The following is a 19,444-nucleotide window of genomic DNA, read 5'->3' as shown; positions in this document are numbered from 1 at the left end:
TGACATTTTTCTGACAGCAGGACGACGATGGACGCGATTCATTTCCTCGACGTGCGCAACGGCGGCCCGGTCGCCCATGCGACGGCGCGGATCGACGCGGCGGCCGCGCTTCGCAAGGCCTGTCTTGGCGCGGCAGCGCCGGTCGGCCGCCTGTGCCTGCCGTCGATTGACCGTATCGCCGCGAATTGGCTGAAGCGCTCCACCTCCGCCTACCAGGCGGAACTCGAGCGCATCGTCGCCATTCTCGGCTTTCCCGGCGCGATGACGCTGAACATGTCCTATCTCTTCGCCTGCACCACTCAGGCTTACGAGGACGAGCACGGTCTGCCGCGCCTGCGCCGCACCCTCGACTGGCCATTTCAGGGCCTCGGCAGGGGCGTCGAAATCGCGTTGCAATCCGGCGGGGCCGGCGAATTTTACAACGCCACCTGGCCCGGGGCCGTTGGCGTGCTCAGCGCGATGGCGCCGGGCCGCTTTTGCGCCTCGATCAATCAGGCGCCGATGAAGCGGCGCACGCAGGGCTCCCTCGGCTTCGCCTATGACGCTGTCCTCAATCTGCGCGACGCCTTGGCGAGCGAAGGCGGTTGGCCGCCGGACCATGTGCTGCGCTATGCTTTCGAACATTGCGCAAATTTCGAGGCGGCCGTCGAGTTTATCGCCAGCGCGCCGATTGCGCGTCCGACTCTCTTCACCCTGGCGGGGGTCAGGCGCGGCGAAATGGCGCTGATCGAACGCACGGAACATGAGGCGCGCGTGCTGCGCGGACCGGTCATCGTCGTCAACGATTGGCAGGAGCCGCGGGCCGGCTGGCAGGCGCGCATGAGCTATGAGAACAATGTGAGCCGCAAGGCGGCGATGCGAGCGGTTCCGCCCGACGCGCCGCGCTTTTCATGGGTGCGGGAGCCCGTGCTCAACCGCCTGACGCGCCTCGCGGTGGAAATGTGCGCCGTCGGCGTAGGCGATTTCGCTGCGCGCGGCTACGAGTGTCCCTATCTGAAAGGCCAGCCGGCGCCAGTGACGCAGGACTTCTATCTGAACGCGGCGACGCCCACGGCGCTCGCCGCCTAATCCAGTCTCGGCGCGCTGGCGCGTCGCAGCCGATCATTGATCGCCTCGCCCAGTCCCCGCTCGGGAATATGCGCCACGGCGACATCGGCGATTTGGCGCGCGTCGAACTCCCGCAAATGGGCGAAGAGATTGGCCGCCGCGTCGACGAGATCGCCCGAGGGCGACAGATCGAGCACCACGGTCCCGGGTTTGGCGCGCGCGGCGAGCCGGCCGCCAAAATCGAGCGCAGCTTCGCCTTCCTTGAGTGCGTGCGCCTCCAGACGCAGGCGCGCGGCAGGCGCGTAATGGGACGGCGTCATGCCCGGCGCGAGGATCTCAGCCTGCGCCGCTGCCGCAAGCTTTGCGCCAAGGATCTTCTCGACCGCCTCCCGCGCGATCGCGCCGGGACGCAACAAGACGGGGGAGCCCTCACAGAAGGACACAATCGTCGACTCCAGCCCGGCGGCGGTGCGGCCGCCGTCCAGGATCATGTCGAGCCTCCCCGAAAGATCTTCCGCGACATGCGCGGCCGTCACCGGGCTCACATGGCCGGAGCGGTTGGCCGAAGGCGCCGCGATCGGCCTGCCGAGCGCCCCGATCAGCGCTTGCGCGACGGGATGCGCCGGAATCCGAACCGCAACGCTTGGCAGGCCGGCCCGGGCGAGATCGCAGACCGAGCCGCCCGGCAGGACCGGCGCGACGATCGTCAGCGGCCCCGGCCAGAAGGCTGCGGCAAGACGCAGCGCCAGCTCAGGCAGCGCCGCTTCGCGGCGCGCGGCGTCGAGATCGGCGACATGGGCGATCAGCGGATTGAATGAGGGGCGGTCTTTGGCGTCGTAGATCCGGGCGACCGCCCAAGCCTGCGTCGCATCGGCGCCGAGGCCGTAGACGGTTTCGGTCGGGAAGGCGACCAGCCCACCCTCGCGCAGAATCGCCGCGGCGCGAGCAATCGCCGCGCCGTCAGCCGGCGCAACAATCGTCACGCGTCGTGGCCGCTGTAGGGCGGCTTGGGGATCGCCATATGCGCCTCGCGCAGCGCTTTCGACCAGCTCACGCGCAAATCGCGAAAATACGGATCGTTCGCACCGATCCTGGTCGCGACCTCCGTCTGCAGCGCGTCGCGACGCAGCAGCGCGATATCGATTGGCATGCCGACCGAAAGATTCGACCGCATGGTCGAATCCATCGAAATGAGCCCGATCTTCAGCGCGTCATAAATGTCGGTGTCATAGGTGACGGCGCGGTCGAGAATGGGCTTTCCATATTTGTGCTCGCCGATCTGCAGATAATTGGTGTCCGGCGTGCATTCGATGCTGTTGCCGGCGGTATAGATCATGAAAAGCCGGAGCGGCCCCCCGGCGATCTGACCGCCGAGAAGCAGGGACACGTCGAAGCTGACGCCCTGCGCCGCAGGCTCCCCCTCGGCGTTGCCCATCTGGGACCGAGAAAGGCGCACCGCACGCCCAACGAGCTGCGCGGCATGCAGCATGTTTGGCGTGTTCATGACGTTTTCGACGACGCCGCTCTCGGGATGCTCGATCCCGTCGCAAATCAGATTTACGACGCCCTGCGTGACCGAGAGATTGCCGGAGCTCGCAAGCATCAGCACGCGCTCGCCCGGCCGTTCGAAAGAATACAGCTTCCGGAACGTGGAGATGTTGTCGAGCCCGGCATTGGTGCGCGTATCGGCGATCATCACCAGTCCATCGCGCACGAGGATGCCGCAACAATAGGTCATGTGACTCCGCAGCGGTTCGCGCCAAACGCTGCAGGACTTACAAGTTTCAGGCCATGAAGCAAGTGCGGCGGGGCCACAGCGAGGGGGAATCGGGTGAAGGATTGTTTTCCTCACCCTCATCCTGAGGAGCCGCCCGCAAGTCGGATTTACCCGACTTGCGAATTTGAATGTCGATCTCGGGCAAGCCCGAGATCGAAGGCGGCGTCTCGAAGGACGAGGGTGAGGAAAAATACGCGGAAACGGGCTTCCTCGCCCCCCTTCGAGACGCGTGCTGCGCACGCTCCTCAGGAGAGGAAGCCCTTCACCCGATCACCCTGGGCCACAGCGAAGGAAAATCAGTCGCCGTTTTCGCTCTTGTAGGGAAGCTCGGCCGCATGTTCGGCGGCCCATTCCGCCACCGCTGCGCGCTCGCGCGCCAGATAGTCCGAGACCGCCTCGGCGAGGCGTGGGTCGGCCAGGTAATGGGCCGAATGGGTGATCACCGGCCCATAGCCGCGGGAGATTTTATGCTCGCCCTGCGCGCCGGCCTCGACGCGCTTGTAGCCGCGGCGGACTGCGAATTCGATCGCCTGATAGTAGCAGACCTCGAAGTGGAGAAACGGCAGCGCCTCCAGCGCGCCCCAATTGCGGCCGTAGATGGCGTCGTCGCCCAGAAAATTGATGGCCCCGGCGATATGCCGCGCGCCGCGACGCGCCATCACCAGCAGGATGCGATCCGCCATGCGCGCGCCGATCTCGTCAAAGAACGCGCGAGTCAGATAGGGCCGGCCCCATTTGCGCGCGCCCGTGTCCATGTAGAACTCGAAAAACGAATCCCAATGCGCCGGACGAATGTCGCTTCCCGTGAGCAGATCGATTGTGATGCCGTCGCCGAGCGCTTCGCGTCGCTCGCGCTTGATCGCCTTGCGCTTGCGCGCCGTGAGCCGCGCCAGAAAATCCTCGAAGTCCACATAGCCGTCATTGACGAAGTGGAACTGTTCTCCGGCGCGGTAAATGAATCCGGCGCCGCTCAGCGCAACGCATTCCTCCTCCGTGCAGAACGTGACGTGAATGGAGGACGCGCCGCTCGCCTTGCGCAGTCCCTGCAACGCGGCGATCAGCGCCTCGCGCGCGCCGTCGGGCGCATCACGCGCGATCAGCAGCCGACGCCCGGTCACAGGCGTGAAAGGGGCAGCCACCTGAATCTTCGGATAGTAGCGCCCTCCGGCAAGCTCATAGGCCTGCGCCCAGCTTTGATCGAACACATATTCGCCGAGGCTATGCGTTTTGATATAGGCCGGCGCGCAGGCGACAAGACGCCCCAGCGAATCTTCGACGAGCGCATGAGCCGGCGCCCAGCCGGCGCGCGCGCCGACCGACTTCGAGACTTCAAGCGCGCGCAGGAACGCATGCGAAACAAAAGGATTATATCGCTCGCCGACCGCATCCGGCAGGTCGGGCGGATTGGCGCACGCGTCCCAAGCCTCAGCCTCGACGGAGTCGAGCGATTCGGCGTATCGAACCGAAAATTCTTGCGCCGAAAATTCTTGCGCCATGTGTCCAGTGGAGCAGCCGCGTTTCAAAGCTTTCTAGCACAGCGCCGCGGCGCGCTCTAACATGGCGCGAATGGCGACATCATCCAAGCGCGACTTTTGAGCAGGCAAGAACGAACAACATGAGAATTAACAGTCGCGACTACAGAACGATCTGGCTCGATTCGGACGGGCGGCGCGTTCACGTCATCGATCAAACCGTACTCCCGCATCGCTTAGAGACGAAAACGCTCGCGAGTTGCGAAGACGCCGCTGCAGCGATCAGCACGATGACGGTGCGCGGCGCGCCGCTGATCGGCGTGACCGGCGCTTACGGCATGGCGCTCGCCGCCTGGCGCGATCCCAGCGACGCCGCGGTCGCCAGCGCCTATGCCGCCCTCCTCGCCACCCGGCCGACAGCCGTCAATCTGCGCTGGGCGCTCGATCGGCTGCGCGCGCTGCTCCTCGCGGCGCCGGTCTCGGTCCGCGCCGACCTTGCCTACGCGGAGGCCGCCAAGATCGCGGAAGAAGACGTGGCTTTTTGCCAAGCCATCGGCAGCGCCGGCGCCGAACTCATTCATAAAGCGCGCCGCGGCGACAGCCCCGTCAACATCCTCACCCATTGCAACGCCGGCTGGCTCGCCACCGTCGATTGGGGCACCGCTTTGGCGCCGATCTACACGGCGGCGCGGCAAGGCGCGGCGATACATGTGTGGGTCGACGAGACGCGCCCACGCAACCAGGGGGCGAGCCTCACGGCCTTCGAACTGCTGGGCGAAGCGATCCCGCACACCGTCGTCGCCGATAACGCCGGCGGCCATCTGATGCAGCATGGTCTTGTCGATGTCGTCATCGTCGGCAGCGACCGTACGACGCGCGCCGGCGACGTGTGCAACAAGATCGGCACCTATCTCAAGGCGCTCGCGGCGCATGACAATGGCGTGCCGTTCTATGTCGCCCTGCCGTCCTCGACCGTCGACTGGCGCATCGCCGACGGCGTCCGCGACATACCGATCGAAGAGCGCGCCGCGCGCGAAGTCACCCATATCAGCGGCCGAGGCGCCGACGGCGCGACGTTCGAGGTTCAGCTCACGCCCGACGGATCTGCGGCGCGTAATTTCAGCTTCGACGTGACGCCGTCGCGCTTCGTCACGGGCCTGATCACCGAGCGCGGCGTCTGCGCCGCAACGGAGCAAGGGCTAAAGGGATTGTTTCCGGACCTTGGCGGTGAGCTAAGTTCTTTCTAACTCTCGCGCGTTCCGTAAGTTTTGAAGCGTTCGACCGTGCGCATGATCTCATCATCTGAAAGCACGACGGGTTTGCCGGCGAGCGCGCCGAAGTAGAAGACTTGCGCAAGCGCTTCGAGCTCGGCGGCGCGCCACAATGCTCTGCGCATCGTCGCGCCGGTGACGATGGCGCCATGATTGGCGAGGAGCACGCCATCGCGATCCGCTAGCCCCGCCACGACGAGTCGCGACAGTTCAGCGGTGCCGTAGGGCGCGTAATCGACGCAGCGCACGGTCGGGCCGCCGAAGGCCGCGATCATGTAATGGACGGCCGGAATATCGCGCCGCAAGGTCGCGATCGTCGTCGCATAGGGCGAATGCATATGCGCGATGGCGTTGACGTCCGGCCGCGCGCGATAAATGTCGAGGTGAAAGCGCCACTCGCTCGACGGCGGCAGCGGGCCGTCGAAAGCGCCATCGCCGTCAAGCGGCATGCGCGCGATCAGTTCGGGCGAGAGTTCACGGCTGGGAACGCCGCTCGGCGTGACGAGCGCGGCGTCGCCGACGCGCAGGGACAAATTGCCCGCAGAGCCGTGATTGAGACCCAGCCGCTCCATCTCTTGTGCGGCGTCAACAATCTCCGTGCGGGCGTCATGTTCGTCCATACAAGAAGCCTTACAGGCGCGGCGCGGGCCCTGGCAAGACAAGCTGACGCATGCACACGGCCCGCGCCAGCCGAACGCGAGCGCAAGATGAGAGCGCGTGATGCAAGCCCGCGATATTGCGCGCGCCCGGCTTGCGGTATAGGACGGGCCTCCCCGTCTCGGGGCCGGTAGCTCAATGGTTAGAGCCGGCCGCTCATAACGGTCTGGTTGCAGGTTCGAGTCCTGCCCGGCCCACCAGGCGATCGTGATTCCGCCAGATCACCCAGGGCGGTCCACTTCTTCTCACAGGCCGGTCGATGAGGCTTCGCTCTCCACAATTCCGATGCGCGCCGAAACCTCCATTCCCGGTTGAAGCGCCAACTCTCGATTATCGACCTCGACGATGACGTCGACGGACTCGCCCGATTCTGTTCGGCGCGCCTCGGTCACCTTTCCTGAAAACGTCCGGCCAGGGACCGAGTCGCTTGTCACGACCGCCTCTGCGCCCGGCGCAATCGTCAAAGCGCCCTCGCCCTCCGCCTTCACCCGAAGCCGAACGGTCTTGGCGTCGCCAATCATGAATAGCGGCGCGCCCGTTTCAACACGCGCGCCGACAGCAGCCTTTCGCTCTAAGACAAAACCTGCAATCGGCGCGACAATCGCGGCGCCGGCTCGACCCGCCTCCGCCTTCGTCACCGCCTCGCGGCGCAGAGCGACTTCCGCTTCGGCGCGTTCGACTTGCGCTTGCGCGCGCGTTAAGACGCCTCGCGCATTGGCAAGCGCGTTGCGGCCGGCAGCGCGACTTGCAGAACGCGCCTCCAGTCTTTGGAGATTCGCCTGCGCCCTCGCCTGTGCGCTCTGGCGGTGCGCCAGTCTCCGCTCAGCAGCCGCCAGCGCGCTTTGCGCGCGCGCGAACGCTTCATCGAACGAACGCACATCGAGCGTCCCGCATGTCTCGCCCTTCTCCACTTGCGCGCCGACCTCGCAAGAGAGCGTCGCGACGACGCCTGCCGCAGGCGCCTCGATCGGCGTCTGCGTGACCGGGGCGATCACGCCGCTGACGACGACCGTTCGACCAGCTGACGCTTCTTCACGCGTGAGACTGGCACGCGTGTGAAGATAGAACGCGCCGCTCGCGACAATGATGAGCAGCCCCAGTAAACCGGCGACGACCGGTCGGACCCAATCGCCGGGCGCGACGACGGCGACTGCGCCAGTCGCCGTCGTTGCAGGCGCGCGAGGCGCACTAGGGGCCTTGGCGGGCGAACGGAAAATGGCCTTCTCGACCTCGACGAGCAGGAACAGCACGACGCTCGCGCCCGCGATATGCCACCATATCTCCGGGTCGAGCGCAGTGGTGTTGAACAGCGCCTGCATAAAGGGCGCGTAAGTGAACATGGCCTGCAGCACGACGACGATGGCGACGGAAATCAACACTGCGCGGCTGCCAAACAGCGCCTTCAACGAGAAGGACGACTCGGAAAGGAAACGCGCGTTGAAAAGATAAGCGACCTCGCAGGCGACCAACGTATTGACCGCGACCGTCCGAGCGCTGTCGAGCCCCATGCCGCGCGCCTTCTCCAATTCATAGAGGCCGAACGTCGCGAGCAGCATCAGGAAAGAGACGAAGACGATGCGCCAGATGAAGTAGCGGGAGAGGATCGGTTCGCCCGACGGGCGCGGCGGGCGCAGCATGACTCCCTTCGACGGCGGCTCGAACGCGAGCGCAAGACCGAGCGTGACCGCGGTGATCAGATTGATCCACAGGATCTGTACGGGCGTCACCGGCAGGGTCTCGCCCATCGCGATCGCCGCGATCACCGTGAGGCCCTCGCCGCCATTGGTCGGCAAGATGTAGAGGATCGTCTTCTTCAAATTTTCGTATACGACGCGGCCCTCATGCACCGCGTGCACGATCGATGCGAAATTGTCGTCGGCAAGCACCATCTCCGCGGCCTCTTTCGCCGCCTCGGTGCCTTTGACGCCCATGGCGATGCCGATGTCGGCGCGCTTCAATGCAGGCGCGTCGTTGACGCCGTCGCCGGTCATCGCGACGACTTCGCCGCGCTTCTGCAACGCCTGAACGAGTCGCAGCTTATGTTCGGGACTGGTGCGCGCGAACACCGTCGTGACGCTCACCGCCTCGCTGAGCTCCTCGTCGCCTAAGGCGTCGAGGTCGCGGCCGGTGAGCACTGAATCGCACCGCTCCAGGCCGAGCTCGCGGGCGATGGCCATCGCCGTCGCGGCGTGGTCGCCAGTGATCATTTTGACGGACATGCCGGCGGACGCGCATGCGCGGATCGCCTCGACGGCCTCGGGGCGCGGCGGATCGATCAGGCCAATGAGACCGACAAAGACGAGCCCGCTTTCAACGTCGCCGAATGCGAGTTGCTGCTGACCCTCTTCGGCTTTCTTGGAGGCGACCGCCAAAACCCGTTGCCCCCGCGTGGCCATCTCAGTGATGCGGTCGAGCCAGCAGGCGCAGTCGAGCGGACGCTGCTCTCCGCGCACGTCCTGCTCCCAGAAGCACATTTCAAGCAGCCGCTCAGGCGCGCCTTTGACGAAAATATAGCCAGCGCCGTCATGGTCGTGATGCAGCGTCGCCATGAAGCGATGCTGCGACTCAAAAGGAATTTCGTCCGTGCGCGGCAGTTCCAGCGCCAGCTTTTCCAGGTTGACGCCGCCTTTGACGGCGGCGGCGAGCAAGGCGCCTTCGGTGGGATCGCCCTCGACGCTCCAGGCGCCGTCAATTTCGCGCAGCACGGCGTCATTGCAGAGCGCAAGAGGGCGCAAAGCCGCGGTCAGGTGAATGTCCTCGCGGACCACGACATCCTTGCCATTGCGCAAGAAGCCGCCATGCGGATCGTATCCCGATCCGGTCGTGTCGTAGGTCCCGCCGGAGATGACGATCGAGCGCACGATCAACTCGTTGAGCGTCAGCGTGCCGGTCTTGTCAGAGCAGATCGTGCTCACCGCACCGAGCGTCTCGACCGCCGGCAGTTGGCGGATGATCGCCTTGCGCCGCGCCATGCGCTCCACGCCGATCGCCAGCGTAATGGTGATGATCGCCGGCAATCCTTCCGGGATCGCCGAAACGGCGAGCCCGACCGCCGCCATGAACATCTCGCCGGCGTCAAAATTCCAGACCAGCGCGCCAAAAGCGAAAACGGCGGCGGACACGACCAGAATGACGACCGTGAGCCAGCGTGCGAATTCATCCATGCGCTGCAATAAGGGAGTGGTAAGCGTCTCCACCTCGGACAGCATGGCGTTGATGCGCCCGATCTCGGTCGCGGCGCCCGTGGCGACAACGACGCCCGTTCCCTGGCCGTAGGTCACGACGGTTCCCGAATAGGCCATCGGAGCCCGATCTCCGAGCGGCACATCCGCCATGACCGGCGCCGGGTCCTTGTCGACCGGCAGCGACTCGCCGGTGAGCGCCGACTCCTGCACTTTCAGAGATTTGGCCCGGATGAGACGGATGTCCGCCGGAACCTTGTCGCCCGATTGGACATAGACGATGTCGCCAGGCGCGACATCGGCCGCGTCGATGACGACGCGCTGCCCGTCTCGAATGACCGTCGCATGGAGCGACAGCATGTTGCGGACGGCCTCCATGGCCTCTTCGGCCTTGCCCTCCTGAATGAATCCGATGAAGGCGTTGATGACGACGACCGCGACGATGACGGCGGTGTCGATCCAGTGCTGCATGAGAGCCGTCACGACGGAAGCCGCGAGCAGCACATAAATCAACACGTTGTGGAATTGCAGCGCGAAGCGCATGAGCGCGCTGCGCCGCCTGCCGGCCGGAAGGCGATTGGGGCCATGGACGGCGAGCCGCCGTTCCGCCTCAGCCTTGCTCAGGCCCAAACGGGTTACGCCGTGGCGCTGGAGCGCCGCATCGGCTCCGATCGCCCAATATTCGTTCGCTTCGGCCGAAGGCTGCATGCTTGCTGTTCCCTCCTCCGCGGCTTCCCCCACGGCCGCCGCCGGCCCCGCGCATTCAGATGGCTGCGGGACGGCCGAACCGGCGCCATACTACATATTATGGATATCAGGAGAGGTTTAGCAGCGGCAGCGCCGCAGCGAGTCGCAGTTGAGCGGGCTAGAAGGCGTCGTTGGCGATGGAGCGCACGCACACGTCGCTGACCGTTTCATCGGTCCGCTTCAATCCGATCCACGCATCAACCGCGGCCGAGTCGAAACCCGCCTCGCAATGATCGCCGATGCGCATCAGCGGGCGACGGATGAGGACGGGATCGACGATCATCATCACCAGCGCCTGTTGCGGCGTGACTTTGTCTGGGTCGATCTCGCCAGATTTTATGCGCGGGGACGAGGCGTTGAACCATTCAGGCACGGGCTTGGCGCCGAAATAGGGACGCAGGCTGGACATGCTCCAAGGCTCGGTCAAAAGGTTGCGCGCCTCGACTTCATGTCCAGAGGCGACGAGCAGCGCCTTTTGCAGCGCATTGCCGGCGCAGCCCGGCTTTTCGTAAAAGATGACATGAGCCATCCGCGACCCCTCACATTGCGGCCCACCAGTCGCGGACGCGAGCTTAGCGTGAAATTGTGCAGCGCGATATGGCTTCAAGCGAACAAATTGCGAGCAGCGCCGCAGACTTTCGCCGCTTCAGCAGGCAGAGGCGAACTAGCGCGAAAGCCCCCAGACCATATTCACGCGCGCCGAGAGACGCTCCAGGCCTGGACGCAAAGGAATCTCGGAGGCTCCGGGAGTCCCGGCGGCCTTCGCCGCAAAAGCGCGCGGGCGCGCGTCGCTCTCCTCGAGCGGACGGATTTCGATCACGCGGGACAGCCGCAGTCCGGCCGCCTCCGCATAGATCTTCGCCTGCCGCTCGGCGTCCTTGACCGCTTCGCGCCGCAACGCATCAAGCCGCTGCCTGGGATGCGCGATTTCGAAATCGATGCCTTCGAAGCTGTTAACGCCCTTGTCGATCAGACCGCTCGCGATTTGGCCGGCCTGTTCGATTCGAGTCACCCGCACGCGCAAATCGTTTCGTGCGCGGAAAAACTTTTGCGATGTCTTGGGTTTGCCTGTCTTGGGGTCTCGCTCTTCGACGGCGATGGGCGCGAGCGTTACGCCCTGCGTCTGCACTTCAACGTCGGGAACGCCTAATTTTTTGAGCTCGGCGAGAACAGCTTCGACCGCGCGCGCATTTTCCGCCGCAGCGTCGGCGGCCAGCGGCCGTTCGGTGACGACGCCGAACCGCAGGATCGCCAGGTCGGGGACGACGTCCTCGTAAGCCTCGCCAATGACTGAGAGATTTGGAACGCCGTCCTTCAGCGTGTCGGCGTTCCCCGCGGCCGTGAAGAGCATCACGCCGAGCGAAAGTGCGAAGAGCAAACGAATCATGGCATATCCTAGCAAAAGCTGCGCGCTAAAAGCTCATCAAAGCCGTAAAACCGCCGGCTAGCGGCGCTAACCCGAACCAGCATACAGAAGCGGCGCAGCTCGTCGCTTCGCGTCCGCTCGAAAAGGCCTCATGCCCACGCTTTATCATCACCCGCTCTGCCCCCATTCGCGATTTGTCCGGCTCGTCCTGTCCGAATATGGAATAGACGCTACGCTCATCGAGGAGCGCGTGAGCGACCGCCGCCCTGAGTTTCTCGCGCTTGACCCCGCTGGCCGCACGCCGGTCTTCATTGACGATAACGGCCTTGTCGCGCCCGGCGCCAATCTCATCGCCGAATATATCGACGAGACCTATGGCGCCGAACGTGGCGCGCAACGACTCCTGCCGCAAGAAATGGCGGAGCGCATTGAAACGCGTCGGCTCGTCGACTGGTTCAACGTCAAGTTTTTCGACGAGGTCACGAACTGGCTGATCAGGGAGAAAGTTTACAAGCGCTTTGCGCCTCCGGGCGGCGCGCCGGATATGGACGTGGTGCGTGTGGCGCGCGCCAACATTCGCCACCATATGCGCTACATTGGTTATCTCACCAATGCGCGCAACTGGCTCGCGGGCGATCGTTTGACTTATGCTGACTTCGCGGCGGCCGCCCATATCTCCTGCGCCGATTATCTTGGCGATGCGCCGTGGGACGAGGATGAGGCGGCGAAGCACTGGTATCAACGCATCAAATCACGCCCCGCGTTTCGTCCGCTGCTGTCCTATCGGGCGCCAGGACTGACGCCCGGCCGCTACTATGCGGAACTGGATTTCTGAGCGTCGCTGAGCGTCTGAAGGCTCAGGCGGCGCTGTCGCAAGCCGCACTGCGGCCGCGCTTGACAACCATCGGGCGGAGTGCGGCAAGTAGCCCGCAATACGGGACCATTGTATGAGCGCACCCAACGATCGCGAGGGCGAAAAGGTTGAGTCGAAGCCCGGCGACGCCGGCGATCCGTCGCGCGGACTGCGGCAGCGCATTCGGCAGCAGGAGATACTGGCGGAACTCGGCGTCACCGCCCTCCAAGGCGCTTCGTTCGATCAGCTGCTGACCGACACCGTGCGACTGACGGCGCAAGGACTGGATGCGGACTTCTGCAAAGTGCTGGAGCTGCTTCCGTCCGAGAACCAGTTTCTGGTGCGCGCCGGCGTCGGCTGGAGTCGCGGCGTGGTGGGCGTCGCGAAAGTCGGCGCTGATCTCGACTCGCCCGCTGGATACGCCTTACGCAGCGGCCAACCGGTCATCTCTAATCACCTCGAAAAGGAGACGCGGTTCAGGACTCCCGAATTGCTGCGTCAGCATGGCGTTCGCCGGGCGATGAACGTCATCCTGCAGGGCGACGGAAAGCCCTATGGCGTTCTCGAAGTCGACAGCCGCTCGCCGGCCGATTTCAGGGAGCAGGACATCGCTTTTCTGCAGGGCGCGGCGAATCTTCTTGGCATGGCGATCGAACGCGAGCGGGAAGAGCGCAAGCTAAGAGCGGCGCTCGCGCGCAACGAAGCGCTGCTCAAAGAAATGAATCACCGCGTGAAGAACAGCCTTTCCATCGTCAGCAGCATGCTCCGCCTGCAAGCCAACGACGCAGGCGATGAGCAGGTGTCCGAACTTCTCAACGAAGCCTCTCACCGCGTGGAAGCTATCGCAAAGGCGCATGACCAGCTGTCTCGCGGCTCGGACGTCGATTGCATGGACGTTGGCAAATACATTGAAGCGCTGTGTCACGATTTGGATGAAAGCGTCGCGCAATGCGACGTGCGCACCGAGATCGAGGAAGGAATCGTCATCGCAACCGACCGGGCGGTTTCGACCGCGCTGATCGTCAACGAGTTCATCGCCAATGCGGCGAAATACGCTTACGAGAGCCAGTCGGGAATTATTTCGGTGAAGGTCGCGCGCCAGGGCGCTGAGAATTTCACTGTTTCCGTGCGCGACGAAGGCGCTGGAATGCCCGATGACCTCGACCCTCGCAATCAGGGGCTCGGCATGCGGATCATTGCGTCATTTACGCGGCAACTCGGTGCAACGATCGAAATGAAAAAGCACGATCCTGGCGCCGAGTTCGTCGTCGCAATCCCTCTGCAAGCGCCCGCCTGACATGTACGCGCCTGTCCCGAATGCGACGATGGGTTCGCCGACAGGTTATGATGTTCGATCGCCGACGGCTCGGGCGCTGGAGGAGGAAATTCGCGCCCGCGCACTCGAGCTTGGCTTCGACGTCTGCCGCATCGCGCGGGCGGATGTTGCGCCCGAGCAGGGCGAGCGGCTGTGGGCATGGTTGCGGGACGGCGCGCACGGCGACATGGCCTGGATGCGCGAGACGGCCGAGCGGCGAGTCGCGCCGCGCGCGCTCTGGCCAGAGGCGGCGAGTCTCATCTTGCTCGGCCTGAACTACGGACCGGACGGAGATCCGCGCGCTTCGCTGACGAAACCGGACTGCGCGACGATCTCGGTCTATGCGCGCAACCGCGACTATCACGACATCATCAAGGGCCGGCTGAAACAGCTCGCCGGATTCATCCTCAGCCGCGCCGGCGCCGGCGACGCCAAGGTCTTCGTCGACACCGCGCCCGTCATGGAAAAGCCGCTCGCGCAGACGGCCGGCGTCGGCTGGCAAGGCAAACACACAAACCTCGTCTCGCGAGACTTCGGATCGTGGCTCTTTCTGGGCGCGATTTTCACGACTCTTCGTCTCGACCCCGACCCGCCCGAGCACGATCATTGCGGCTCGTGCAGCAAATGTATCGACATTTGCCCGACGGCGGCCTTCCCAGCGCCTTACCGACTCGATGCGCGGCGCTGCATTTCCTATCTGACGATCGAGCACAAAGGCCCTATTCCGCTCGAATTTCGCGCGAAGATCGGCAATCGCATCTATGGCTGTGACGACTGTCTCGCGGTCTGCCCCTGGAACAAATACGCGAGCGCGGGTCGCGAGGCGAAGCTCGCCGCCCGCCCCGAATTCGACGCCCCGCCGCTTGCCGAATTGGCGCGCCTCGACGATTCGGCGTTCCGAGCGCTTTTTGCGGGCTCCCCAATCAAGCGCGTCGGACGCGACCGCTTCTTGCGCAATGTTCTGATCGCGATCGGCAATTCGGCCCGGCCCGAGCTTGCCGCCGAGGCCGAGCGGCTGATCGAAGACGCCGCCGCCATTGTTCGCGGCGCCGCCGTTTGGGCGCTCGGCAGACTGGCGCCGACGCGATCGGCGGAGCTTGGCGCACAGAGACTGGCGGCCGAACCCGACGCGGCGGTCCGCCAAGAGTGGCGCCAAACAGGCAAAAGCGCCACAGTCGCCTAAAAATCGGGGTCTTTCCCAGGTTTACTGCGTTGCGGCAGGCTACTCGCCGGCGATTTCGTTCTAATCTCTATCGAAGATCCCCTACTCAACCGCACCTTCGCCATGTCTGTCCTTTCGCGCCGCAATGCCGACGAACCCGCAGAGGAGGCTTCCCGCCTTCTGCTGCGGATTGGCGTGTTTTTGCTGTTCGTGATCTCGCTCATCGCGCCCATCCTGGCGCGTCAGACGGTTTATGTGCTGCTGCCGATCGGCGCGGCGCTGCTGCTCGCCGCCGCGACACTGACGCCGGAGGAAGGGTCGGGGCGCTCTATGCGCTCGATCTTGCTCTCGCCGCCCTTTCTCGCCGCTCTTTTGCTCGCCGCCTGGACTGCGCTCTCGCTGCTCTGGACCCCGTTCGAGGGACCGGCGGAACGCTTCGCGAAAATCACGGCGACGCTCGCCCTGGTGGCGCTCGCCACCGGATTTCTGCCGCTGCGCACCAAAACCTCTAATCTCAACCTGTTGCCGATCGGCGTCGCCGCGGCGACGATTGCGCTTGCCGCCGTCACTTTGCTGTTGAAGCCGCAATATACGCTCGACGACATTCTCGATGTCGGACCGCTCGGCCGCGCCGGACTCGGATTGACCCTGCTCGTCTGGCCGGCGATGGGCGCCCTCGCCGTCCGCGGCCGCTGGTATTCGGCGGCCGCCCTCGCTGTCGCGACGGTGATCGCTTGCTATCTTTCCGGCGCCCCGAACGGCGTCCCGGCGCTGGCCGTCGGAGCGGCTGTTTTCGCCGCCGCCTTCGGCCGCGCCCGGCTCATGTCCATTTTCCTTGCGGCGCTCATGACGGCGATCGTGCTGCTCGCGCCGCTGACCGCCTATGCGGCGCATCTGATCTGGCCCGAACATCCGCCCGGCTTCTTCAGACATCTCGCCTTCTGGGGTCAGATGATCGAGGCGGACGGCTGGCGGACATTGATCGGACACGGCTTTGGCGCCGCCACCTGGGGCGTGCTCGGCGGCTATCTGACGCCGGCGACGCCGCGCAGCCTGATCTTCAAGATCTGGTTCGATCTCGGCCTGCTCGGCGCGGCCGCGGCGGCGCTCGTCGCCGCCCGCACCAGCCTGTTCGTCGGCCAATCGCGTCCGGCGCTCGCGCCCTTCCTTCTGGGCGGTCTTGGCGCGGGATTCGCCATTTGCCTGTTCGGTCCCGCGGCCGAGCAGCTGTGGTGGCTGACCCTCGCGGGACTCGACGCCATCGCTTTCGCGCTCGTGATGCGCGGCCAATTCCGGAAACGTCGCCCGCGCCTGCCGATCGGCTGGAGCGCGCCTGCCGAGGAACAAGCATAGTCGTGACGCTGTCTTCCACGCTCGCCGACAAAGTCGAAACCCTTGGGCTTCGTGAGCCTGTCGCAGCCGCGGCGTTCCTCGGCGGCGCGCCGGTCTTCGCGCTCGCCGACGGGACGCTGCATTTCGGCGACGGCGCGGAGGGACGCCGCATTCCGGCCCATCAAGACGCGGCCATCCTCGTCGTCGCGCAGGACGGCGACCGGCTCGTCACCGGCGGCGACGACGGGCGCGTTGTGGCGACCGACGCGAAAGGCGGCGTCGAAGTCATCGGCGACGAAAAGGGCAAATGGATCGACGCCGTCGCCGCGCGTGGCGGCGCGGTGGCGTGGACAGCGGGAAAGGTGGCGCGCGCCCGCTCGGCCAAGGGCGACGCGAAGACGCTGGATCTGCCGTCAACCTCGCGCGGGCTCGCCTTCTTTCCCAAAGGCTACCGGCTGGCGATCGCGCATTACGGCGGCGCGACCCTCTGGTTTCCGAACGCCGGCAAGCCGGAAGCGCTCGACTGGGCCGGCTCGCATCTTGACGCGACGATCTCTCCCGACGGGCGCTTTCTCGTCACCTCGATGCAGGAGAATATGCTGCACGGCTGGCGCCTCGCCGACGGCAAGCACATGCGGATGGCCGGATATCCGGGAAAAACCCGCAGCTTCTCCTGGTCGCATGACGGGAAATGGCTGGCCACCTCCGGCGCCGACGCCTGCATCGTCTGGCCGTTTTCGGGCAAGGATGGACCGATGGGCCAGGCGCCGCGCGAATGCGGCGTGCGTTCGGCGATCGTGACGCGCGTCGCCTTCCATCCCGCCGCTCTGGTCATAGCGATGGGCTATGAAGACGGCCTTGTCATGCTGGCGCGCCTTACCGATGGATCCGAGATTCTGGTGCGCCGTCCGGCGCAGGAGGACGATCGCCCGCGGATCAGCGCGCTCGCCTGGGACGAGAAGGGGGCGCGTCTCGCGTTCGGCGCTGAGAACGGCGACGCCGGCGTGCTGAGCCTGCCGAAGGGGTAAACGAACTCCATACTTTTGCGAGGGCCGCCCTTGCCGCACGCGACCGTGGTATATTGCGTAGCATGACCGGCCAAGAGATTATCGCCATCCTCCGCAAGAACGAAGCCGTTCTTCGCGCGCGTGGCGTCCAACATGCGGCGCTGTTTGGCTCCTACGCGCGCGGCGATGCGCGGCCCGATAGCGACATCGACATTATGATCGAGATTGCCCCAGGAGCCGTGCGAGACATTTATTCGTACGTCGGGCTGAAAGATTTTATCGCGGAGCTCTTCAGCGGTCCTGTCGATGTCGTTAATCGCGAGTTCTTGAAGCCATATGTCCGCCCGGCGGCGGAGACAGACGCCATTCATGCCTTCTAAGGCCTCTGACCCCTATCGGCGGCTTATCGACATTCGCGACAACATTCGCTTCGCTCACAGTTTCGTTGAAGGCCTTACCTATGAAGCCTTTTCTGGTAATCTGCTGGTGTTTTATGGGGTGACGCGGCGCCTCGAAATTATTTCGGAAGCTTCGAGAGGCTTGCCTGCGGAACTGAAAGAACGACATTCCCACATTCAGTGGTCCGCCATCGCAGGCGCGGGCAATGTTTATCGTCATGACTATGAGGCGGTTGAGCGACGGCTCATCTGGGGAACCATTCACGAACGCCTTCCGGAATTGCTTGCAGTCGTTGAGCAGGAACTCGCGGGTTCAAGCGAATAGGACATGCCTCAAATATACCGCGTCCTCTCCATCGCCGGCTCCGACCCGTCGGGCGGCGCCGGCGTTCAGGCTGATCTGAAAACCTTCTCGGCCTTCGGCTGCTACGGCATGGCGGCGATCACGGCGCTCACCGCGCAGAACACGCAGGGCGTGACCGCTTGCTATCCCGTCGCGCCAGAGATTGTCGCGGCGCAAATCGAGGCGGTGCTATCGGACATCCGCCCCGACGCGATCAAGATCGGCATGCTGGCCACGCCGGACATCGCCCGGGCGGTCGCCGATACGCTGGCGCGCTACAAGGCGCGTAACATCGTGCTCGATCCGGTGCTGGTGCCGACGCAAGGCGTCAGCCTCGCCTCGGCCGGGCTGGAGGCTGCGCTGGTTGCGGCCCTCCTTCCCCTCGCGCGTCTCGCAACGCCCAACCTCTATGAGGCGAGCGCGCTCACGCAAACGCCCCTCGCCAGTAACGCTGATGAGATGGCGGCGCAGGGACGGCTCCTCTGCGACGCCGGCGCCCACGCCGTGCTGGTCAAGGGCGGCGATCTCGAGGGCGAACCTGTCGACGTTCTTTTCGAGGCCGGAGAGAGAAGGATTTTTCGCGGGCGGCGCATTCCGACGCGCAACACGCATGGGACCGGTTGCGCCCTGTCCTCGGCCATCGCTTGCGAACTCGCCAAAGGCGCGCCGCTGATCGACGCCATCGCCGCCGCCAAAGCTTGGCTCGAAGGCGCGCTGGAGGCCGCGGACCAGCTGCGATTGAGCGAAGGCCGCGGTCCGCCGCACCATTTCTATGCGCTGTGGCGCTGAGCCCCTCCCCGACCCTCCCCCGCTTCGCGGGAGAGGGGGCCGGTTGCGCACTTCACATGACCATTCGCGAGATTTGACGAAAGCGCAGCGGGTTCGCTCCCTTCTCCCGCTTTAGCGGGGGAAGGCAGCGCGAAGCGCCGGAAGGGCCGATTCGAGCCGTTGGCCCCTACCCCGACAGCGCCGCCTTCACCGCGGCGCTGGCTTTGCCGAAATCCATCCGCCCCGTATATTTCGCCTTGAGCGCGGCGACGACCTTGCCCATGTCCTTGATCGAGGCCGCGCCGGTCTCGGCGATTGCCGCCTTCACGGCCTGCGCCGCTTCCGCCTCGGAGAGCTGCTGCGGCAAATAGTGGGAAATCACCGCGATTTCGCCGCGCTCCTTGCCAGCGAGATCCTCGCGCCCGGCTTTTTCATAGATTTCCAGCGACTCCTGCCGGCTCTTGATCATTTTCTGGAGCAGCGCGAGCTCGTCGTCCCCGCTGAGCGTCTTGCCTGCGCCGCGCGCTTCGATGTCCTTGTCCTTCAGCGCCGCGTTGATGAGCCGCAGCGCGTCGACCTTGGCGCGCTCGCCCGCCTTCATCGCCGTCTTGAGGTCCGCCGCAATCTTCTCGCGCATGTTATGTCCTTGGGGTTTCCAATTCCGGGGCGGATGCATTACATCCACAGCCAATTGCGTCATGCCCGCGCTTGTCGCGGGCGTCCACGTGGCACCGCAGCCGTGGATGG

General features: G+C 64.9%; 18 protein-coding genes and 1 tRNA gene. 11 read left to right on the top strand and 8 right to left on the bottom strand.

The window, feature by feature from the left end; translation table 11 throughout:
- The first annotated feature begins 27 nt into the window (after positions 1-27).
- A complete protein-coding gene (locus EHO51_RS05520; protein ID WP_124738052.1) occupies positions 28-1,068 on the top strand; it encodes a hypothetical protein in 1,041 nt (346 codons plus the stop codon).
- On the opposite strand, the gene EHO51_RS05515 is transcribed toward EHO51_RS05520, so the two are convergent.
- The 3 genes from EHO51_RS05515 to EHO51_RS05505 form a co-directional block, all read right to left on the bottom strand.
- Positions 1,065-2,030 carry an L-threonylcarbamoyladenylate synthase gene (locus EHO51_RS05515; protein ID WP_124738051.1) on the bottom strand — a complete coding sequence of 322 codons (966 nt, stop codon included), beginning with the start codon at positions 2,028-2,030 and terminating at the stop codon, positions 1,065-1,067. The genes EHO51_RS05520 and EHO51_RS05515 overlap by 4 nt on opposite strands.
- Positions 2,027-2,785: a peptidase gene (locus tag EHO51_RS05510; protein WP_124738050.1), complete on the bottom strand. Its 759-nt coding sequence runs from the start codon at positions 2,783-2,785 to the stop codon at positions 2,027-2,029. The genes EHO51_RS05515 and EHO51_RS05510 overlap by 4 nt, the downstream gene beginning before the upstream one ends.
- A gap of 335 nt (positions 2,786-3,120) precedes the next feature.
- Positions 3,121-4,320 carry a GNAT family N-acetyltransferase gene (locus tag EHO51_RS05505; protein WP_124738049.1) on the bottom strand — a complete coding sequence of 400 codons (1,200 nt, stop codon included), beginning with the start codon at positions 4,318-4,320 and terminating at the stop codon, positions 3,121-3,123.
- Positions 4,321-4,439: 119 nt separating this feature from the next.
- On the opposite strand from EHO51_RS05505, the gene mtnA reads away from it, so the two are divergent.
- Positions 4,440-5,543 (top strand): S-methyl-5-thioribose-1-phosphate isomerase, encoded by a 1,104-nt coding sequence (mtnA, locus tag EHO51_RS05500; protein ID WP_124738048.1) that lies wholly within the window; start codon positions 4,440-4,442, stop codon positions 5,541-5,543.
- Here mtnA and EHO51_RS05495 read toward each other — a convergent pair.
- Positions 5,540-6,187 carry a class II aldolase/adducin family protein gene (locus EHO51_RS05495; RefSeq protein WP_124738047.1) on the bottom strand — a complete coding sequence of 216 codons (648 nt, stop codon included), beginning with the start codon at positions 6,185-6,187 and terminating at the stop codon, positions 5,540-5,542. The genes mtnA and EHO51_RS05495 overlap by 4 nt on opposite strands.
- A gap of 161 nt (positions 6,188-6,348) precedes the next feature.
- Here EHO51_RS05495 and EHO51_RS05490 point away from each other — a divergent pair.
- A tRNA-Ile gene (locus tag EHO51_RS05490) sits at positions 6,349-6,424 on the top strand.
- A gap of 45 nt (positions 6,425-6,469) precedes the next feature.
- Here the strand turns inward: EHO51_RS05490 and EHO51_RS05485 are convergent.
- From EHO51_RS05485 to EHO51_RS05475, 3 genes are all read right to left on the bottom strand, one after another.
- The gene (locus EHO51_RS05485; protein ID WP_124738046.1) at positions 6,470-10,114 is read right to left on the bottom strand and encodes an HAD-IC family P-type ATPase; all 3,645 of its coding nucleotides are present in this window, start codon (positions 10,112-10,114) and stop codon (positions 6,470-6,472) included.
- A gap of 157 nt (positions 10,115-10,271) precedes the next feature.
- Positions 10,272-10,682 (bottom strand): ArsC/Spx/MgsR family protein, encoded by a 411-nt coding sequence (locus tag EHO51_RS05480; protein WP_124738045.1) that lies wholly within the window; start codon positions 10,680-10,682, stop codon positions 10,272-10,274.
- Positions 10,683-10,817: 135 nt separating this feature from the next.
- A complete protein-coding gene (locus tag EHO51_RS05475) occupies positions 10,818-11,540 on the bottom strand; it encodes an SIMPL domain-containing protein (protein WP_124738044.1) in 723 nt (240 codons plus the stop codon).
- 130 nt (positions 11,541-11,670) lie between these two features.
- On the opposite strand from EHO51_RS05475, the gene EHO51_RS05470 reads away from it, so the two are divergent.
- From EHO51_RS05470 to thiD, 8 genes are all read left to right on the top strand, one after another.
- Positions 11,671-12,354 (top strand): glutathione S-transferase family protein, encoded by a 684-nt coding sequence (locus EHO51_RS05470; protein ID WP_124738043.1) that lies wholly within the window; start codon positions 11,671-11,673, stop codon positions 12,352-12,354.
- Between the two features lie 112 nt (positions 12,355-12,466).
- Positions 12,467-13,669, top strand: a complete 1,203-nt coding sequence (locus EHO51_RS05465; protein ID WP_124738042.1) for a sensor histidine kinase — start codon at positions 12,467-12,469, stop codon at positions 13,667-13,669.
- 28 nt (positions 13,670-13,697) lie between these two features.
- A complete protein-coding gene (gene queG / locus EHO51_RS05460) occupies positions 13,698-14,870 on the top strand; it encodes a tRNA epoxyqueuosine(34) reductase QueG (RefSeq protein WP_124740057.1) in 1,173 nt (390 codons plus the stop codon).
- Between the two features lie 102 nt (positions 14,871-14,972).
- The gene (locus EHO51_RS05455; RefSeq protein WP_124738041.1) at positions 14,973-16,202 is read left to right on the top strand and encodes a hypothetical protein; all 1,230 of its coding nucleotides are present in this window, start codon (positions 14,973-14,975) and stop codon (positions 16,200-16,202) included.
- A gap of 2 nt (positions 16,203-16,204) precedes the next feature.
- Positions 16,205-17,209, top strand: a complete 1,005-nt coding sequence (locus tag EHO51_RS05450; RefSeq protein ID WP_124738040.1) for a WD40 repeat domain-containing protein — start codon at positions 16,205-16,207, stop codon at positions 17,207-17,209.
- Between the two features lie 62 nt (positions 17,210-17,271).
- Positions 17,272-17,568, top strand: coding sequence for a nucleotidyltransferase family protein (locus EHO51_RS05445; RefSeq protein WP_124738039.1), 297 nt, complete (start codon positions 17,272-17,274; stop codon positions 17,566-17,568).
- A complete protein-coding gene (locus EHO51_RS05440) occupies positions 17,558-17,911 on the top strand; it encodes a HepT-like ribonuclease domain-containing protein (RefSeq protein ID WP_124738038.1) in 354 nt (117 codons plus the stop codon). Before EHO51_RS05445 ends, EHO51_RS05440 begins: the two co-directional genes overlap by 11 nt.
- 3 nt (positions 17,912-17,914) lie before the next feature.
- Positions 17,915-18,718, top strand: a complete 804-nt coding sequence (thiD, locus tag EHO51_RS05435; protein ID WP_124738037.1) for a bifunctional hydroxymethylpyrimidine kinase/phosphomethylpyrimidine kinase — start codon at positions 17,915-17,917, stop codon at positions 18,716-18,718.
- A 166-nt stretch (positions 18,719-18,884) separates the two neighbouring features.
- Here the strand turns inward: thiD and EHO51_RS05430 are convergent, their stop codons facing one another.
- The gene (locus tag EHO51_RS05430; RefSeq protein WP_124738036.1) at positions 18,885-19,334 is read right to left on the bottom strand and encodes a GatB/YqeY domain-containing protein; all 450 of its coding nucleotides are present in this window, start codon (positions 19,332-19,334) and stop codon (positions 18,885-18,887) included.
- Between the last annotated feature and the right edge of the window lie 110 nt (positions 19,335-19,444).

Origin of the sequence: Methylocystis rosea (assembly GCF_003855495.1) — a bacterium.
GTDB lineage: Bacteria > Pseudomonadota > Alphaproteobacteria > Rhizobiales > Beijerinckiaceae > Methylocystis > Methylocystis rosea_A.
This window is presented reverse-complemented; position numbering and strand designations above follow the sequence as displayed.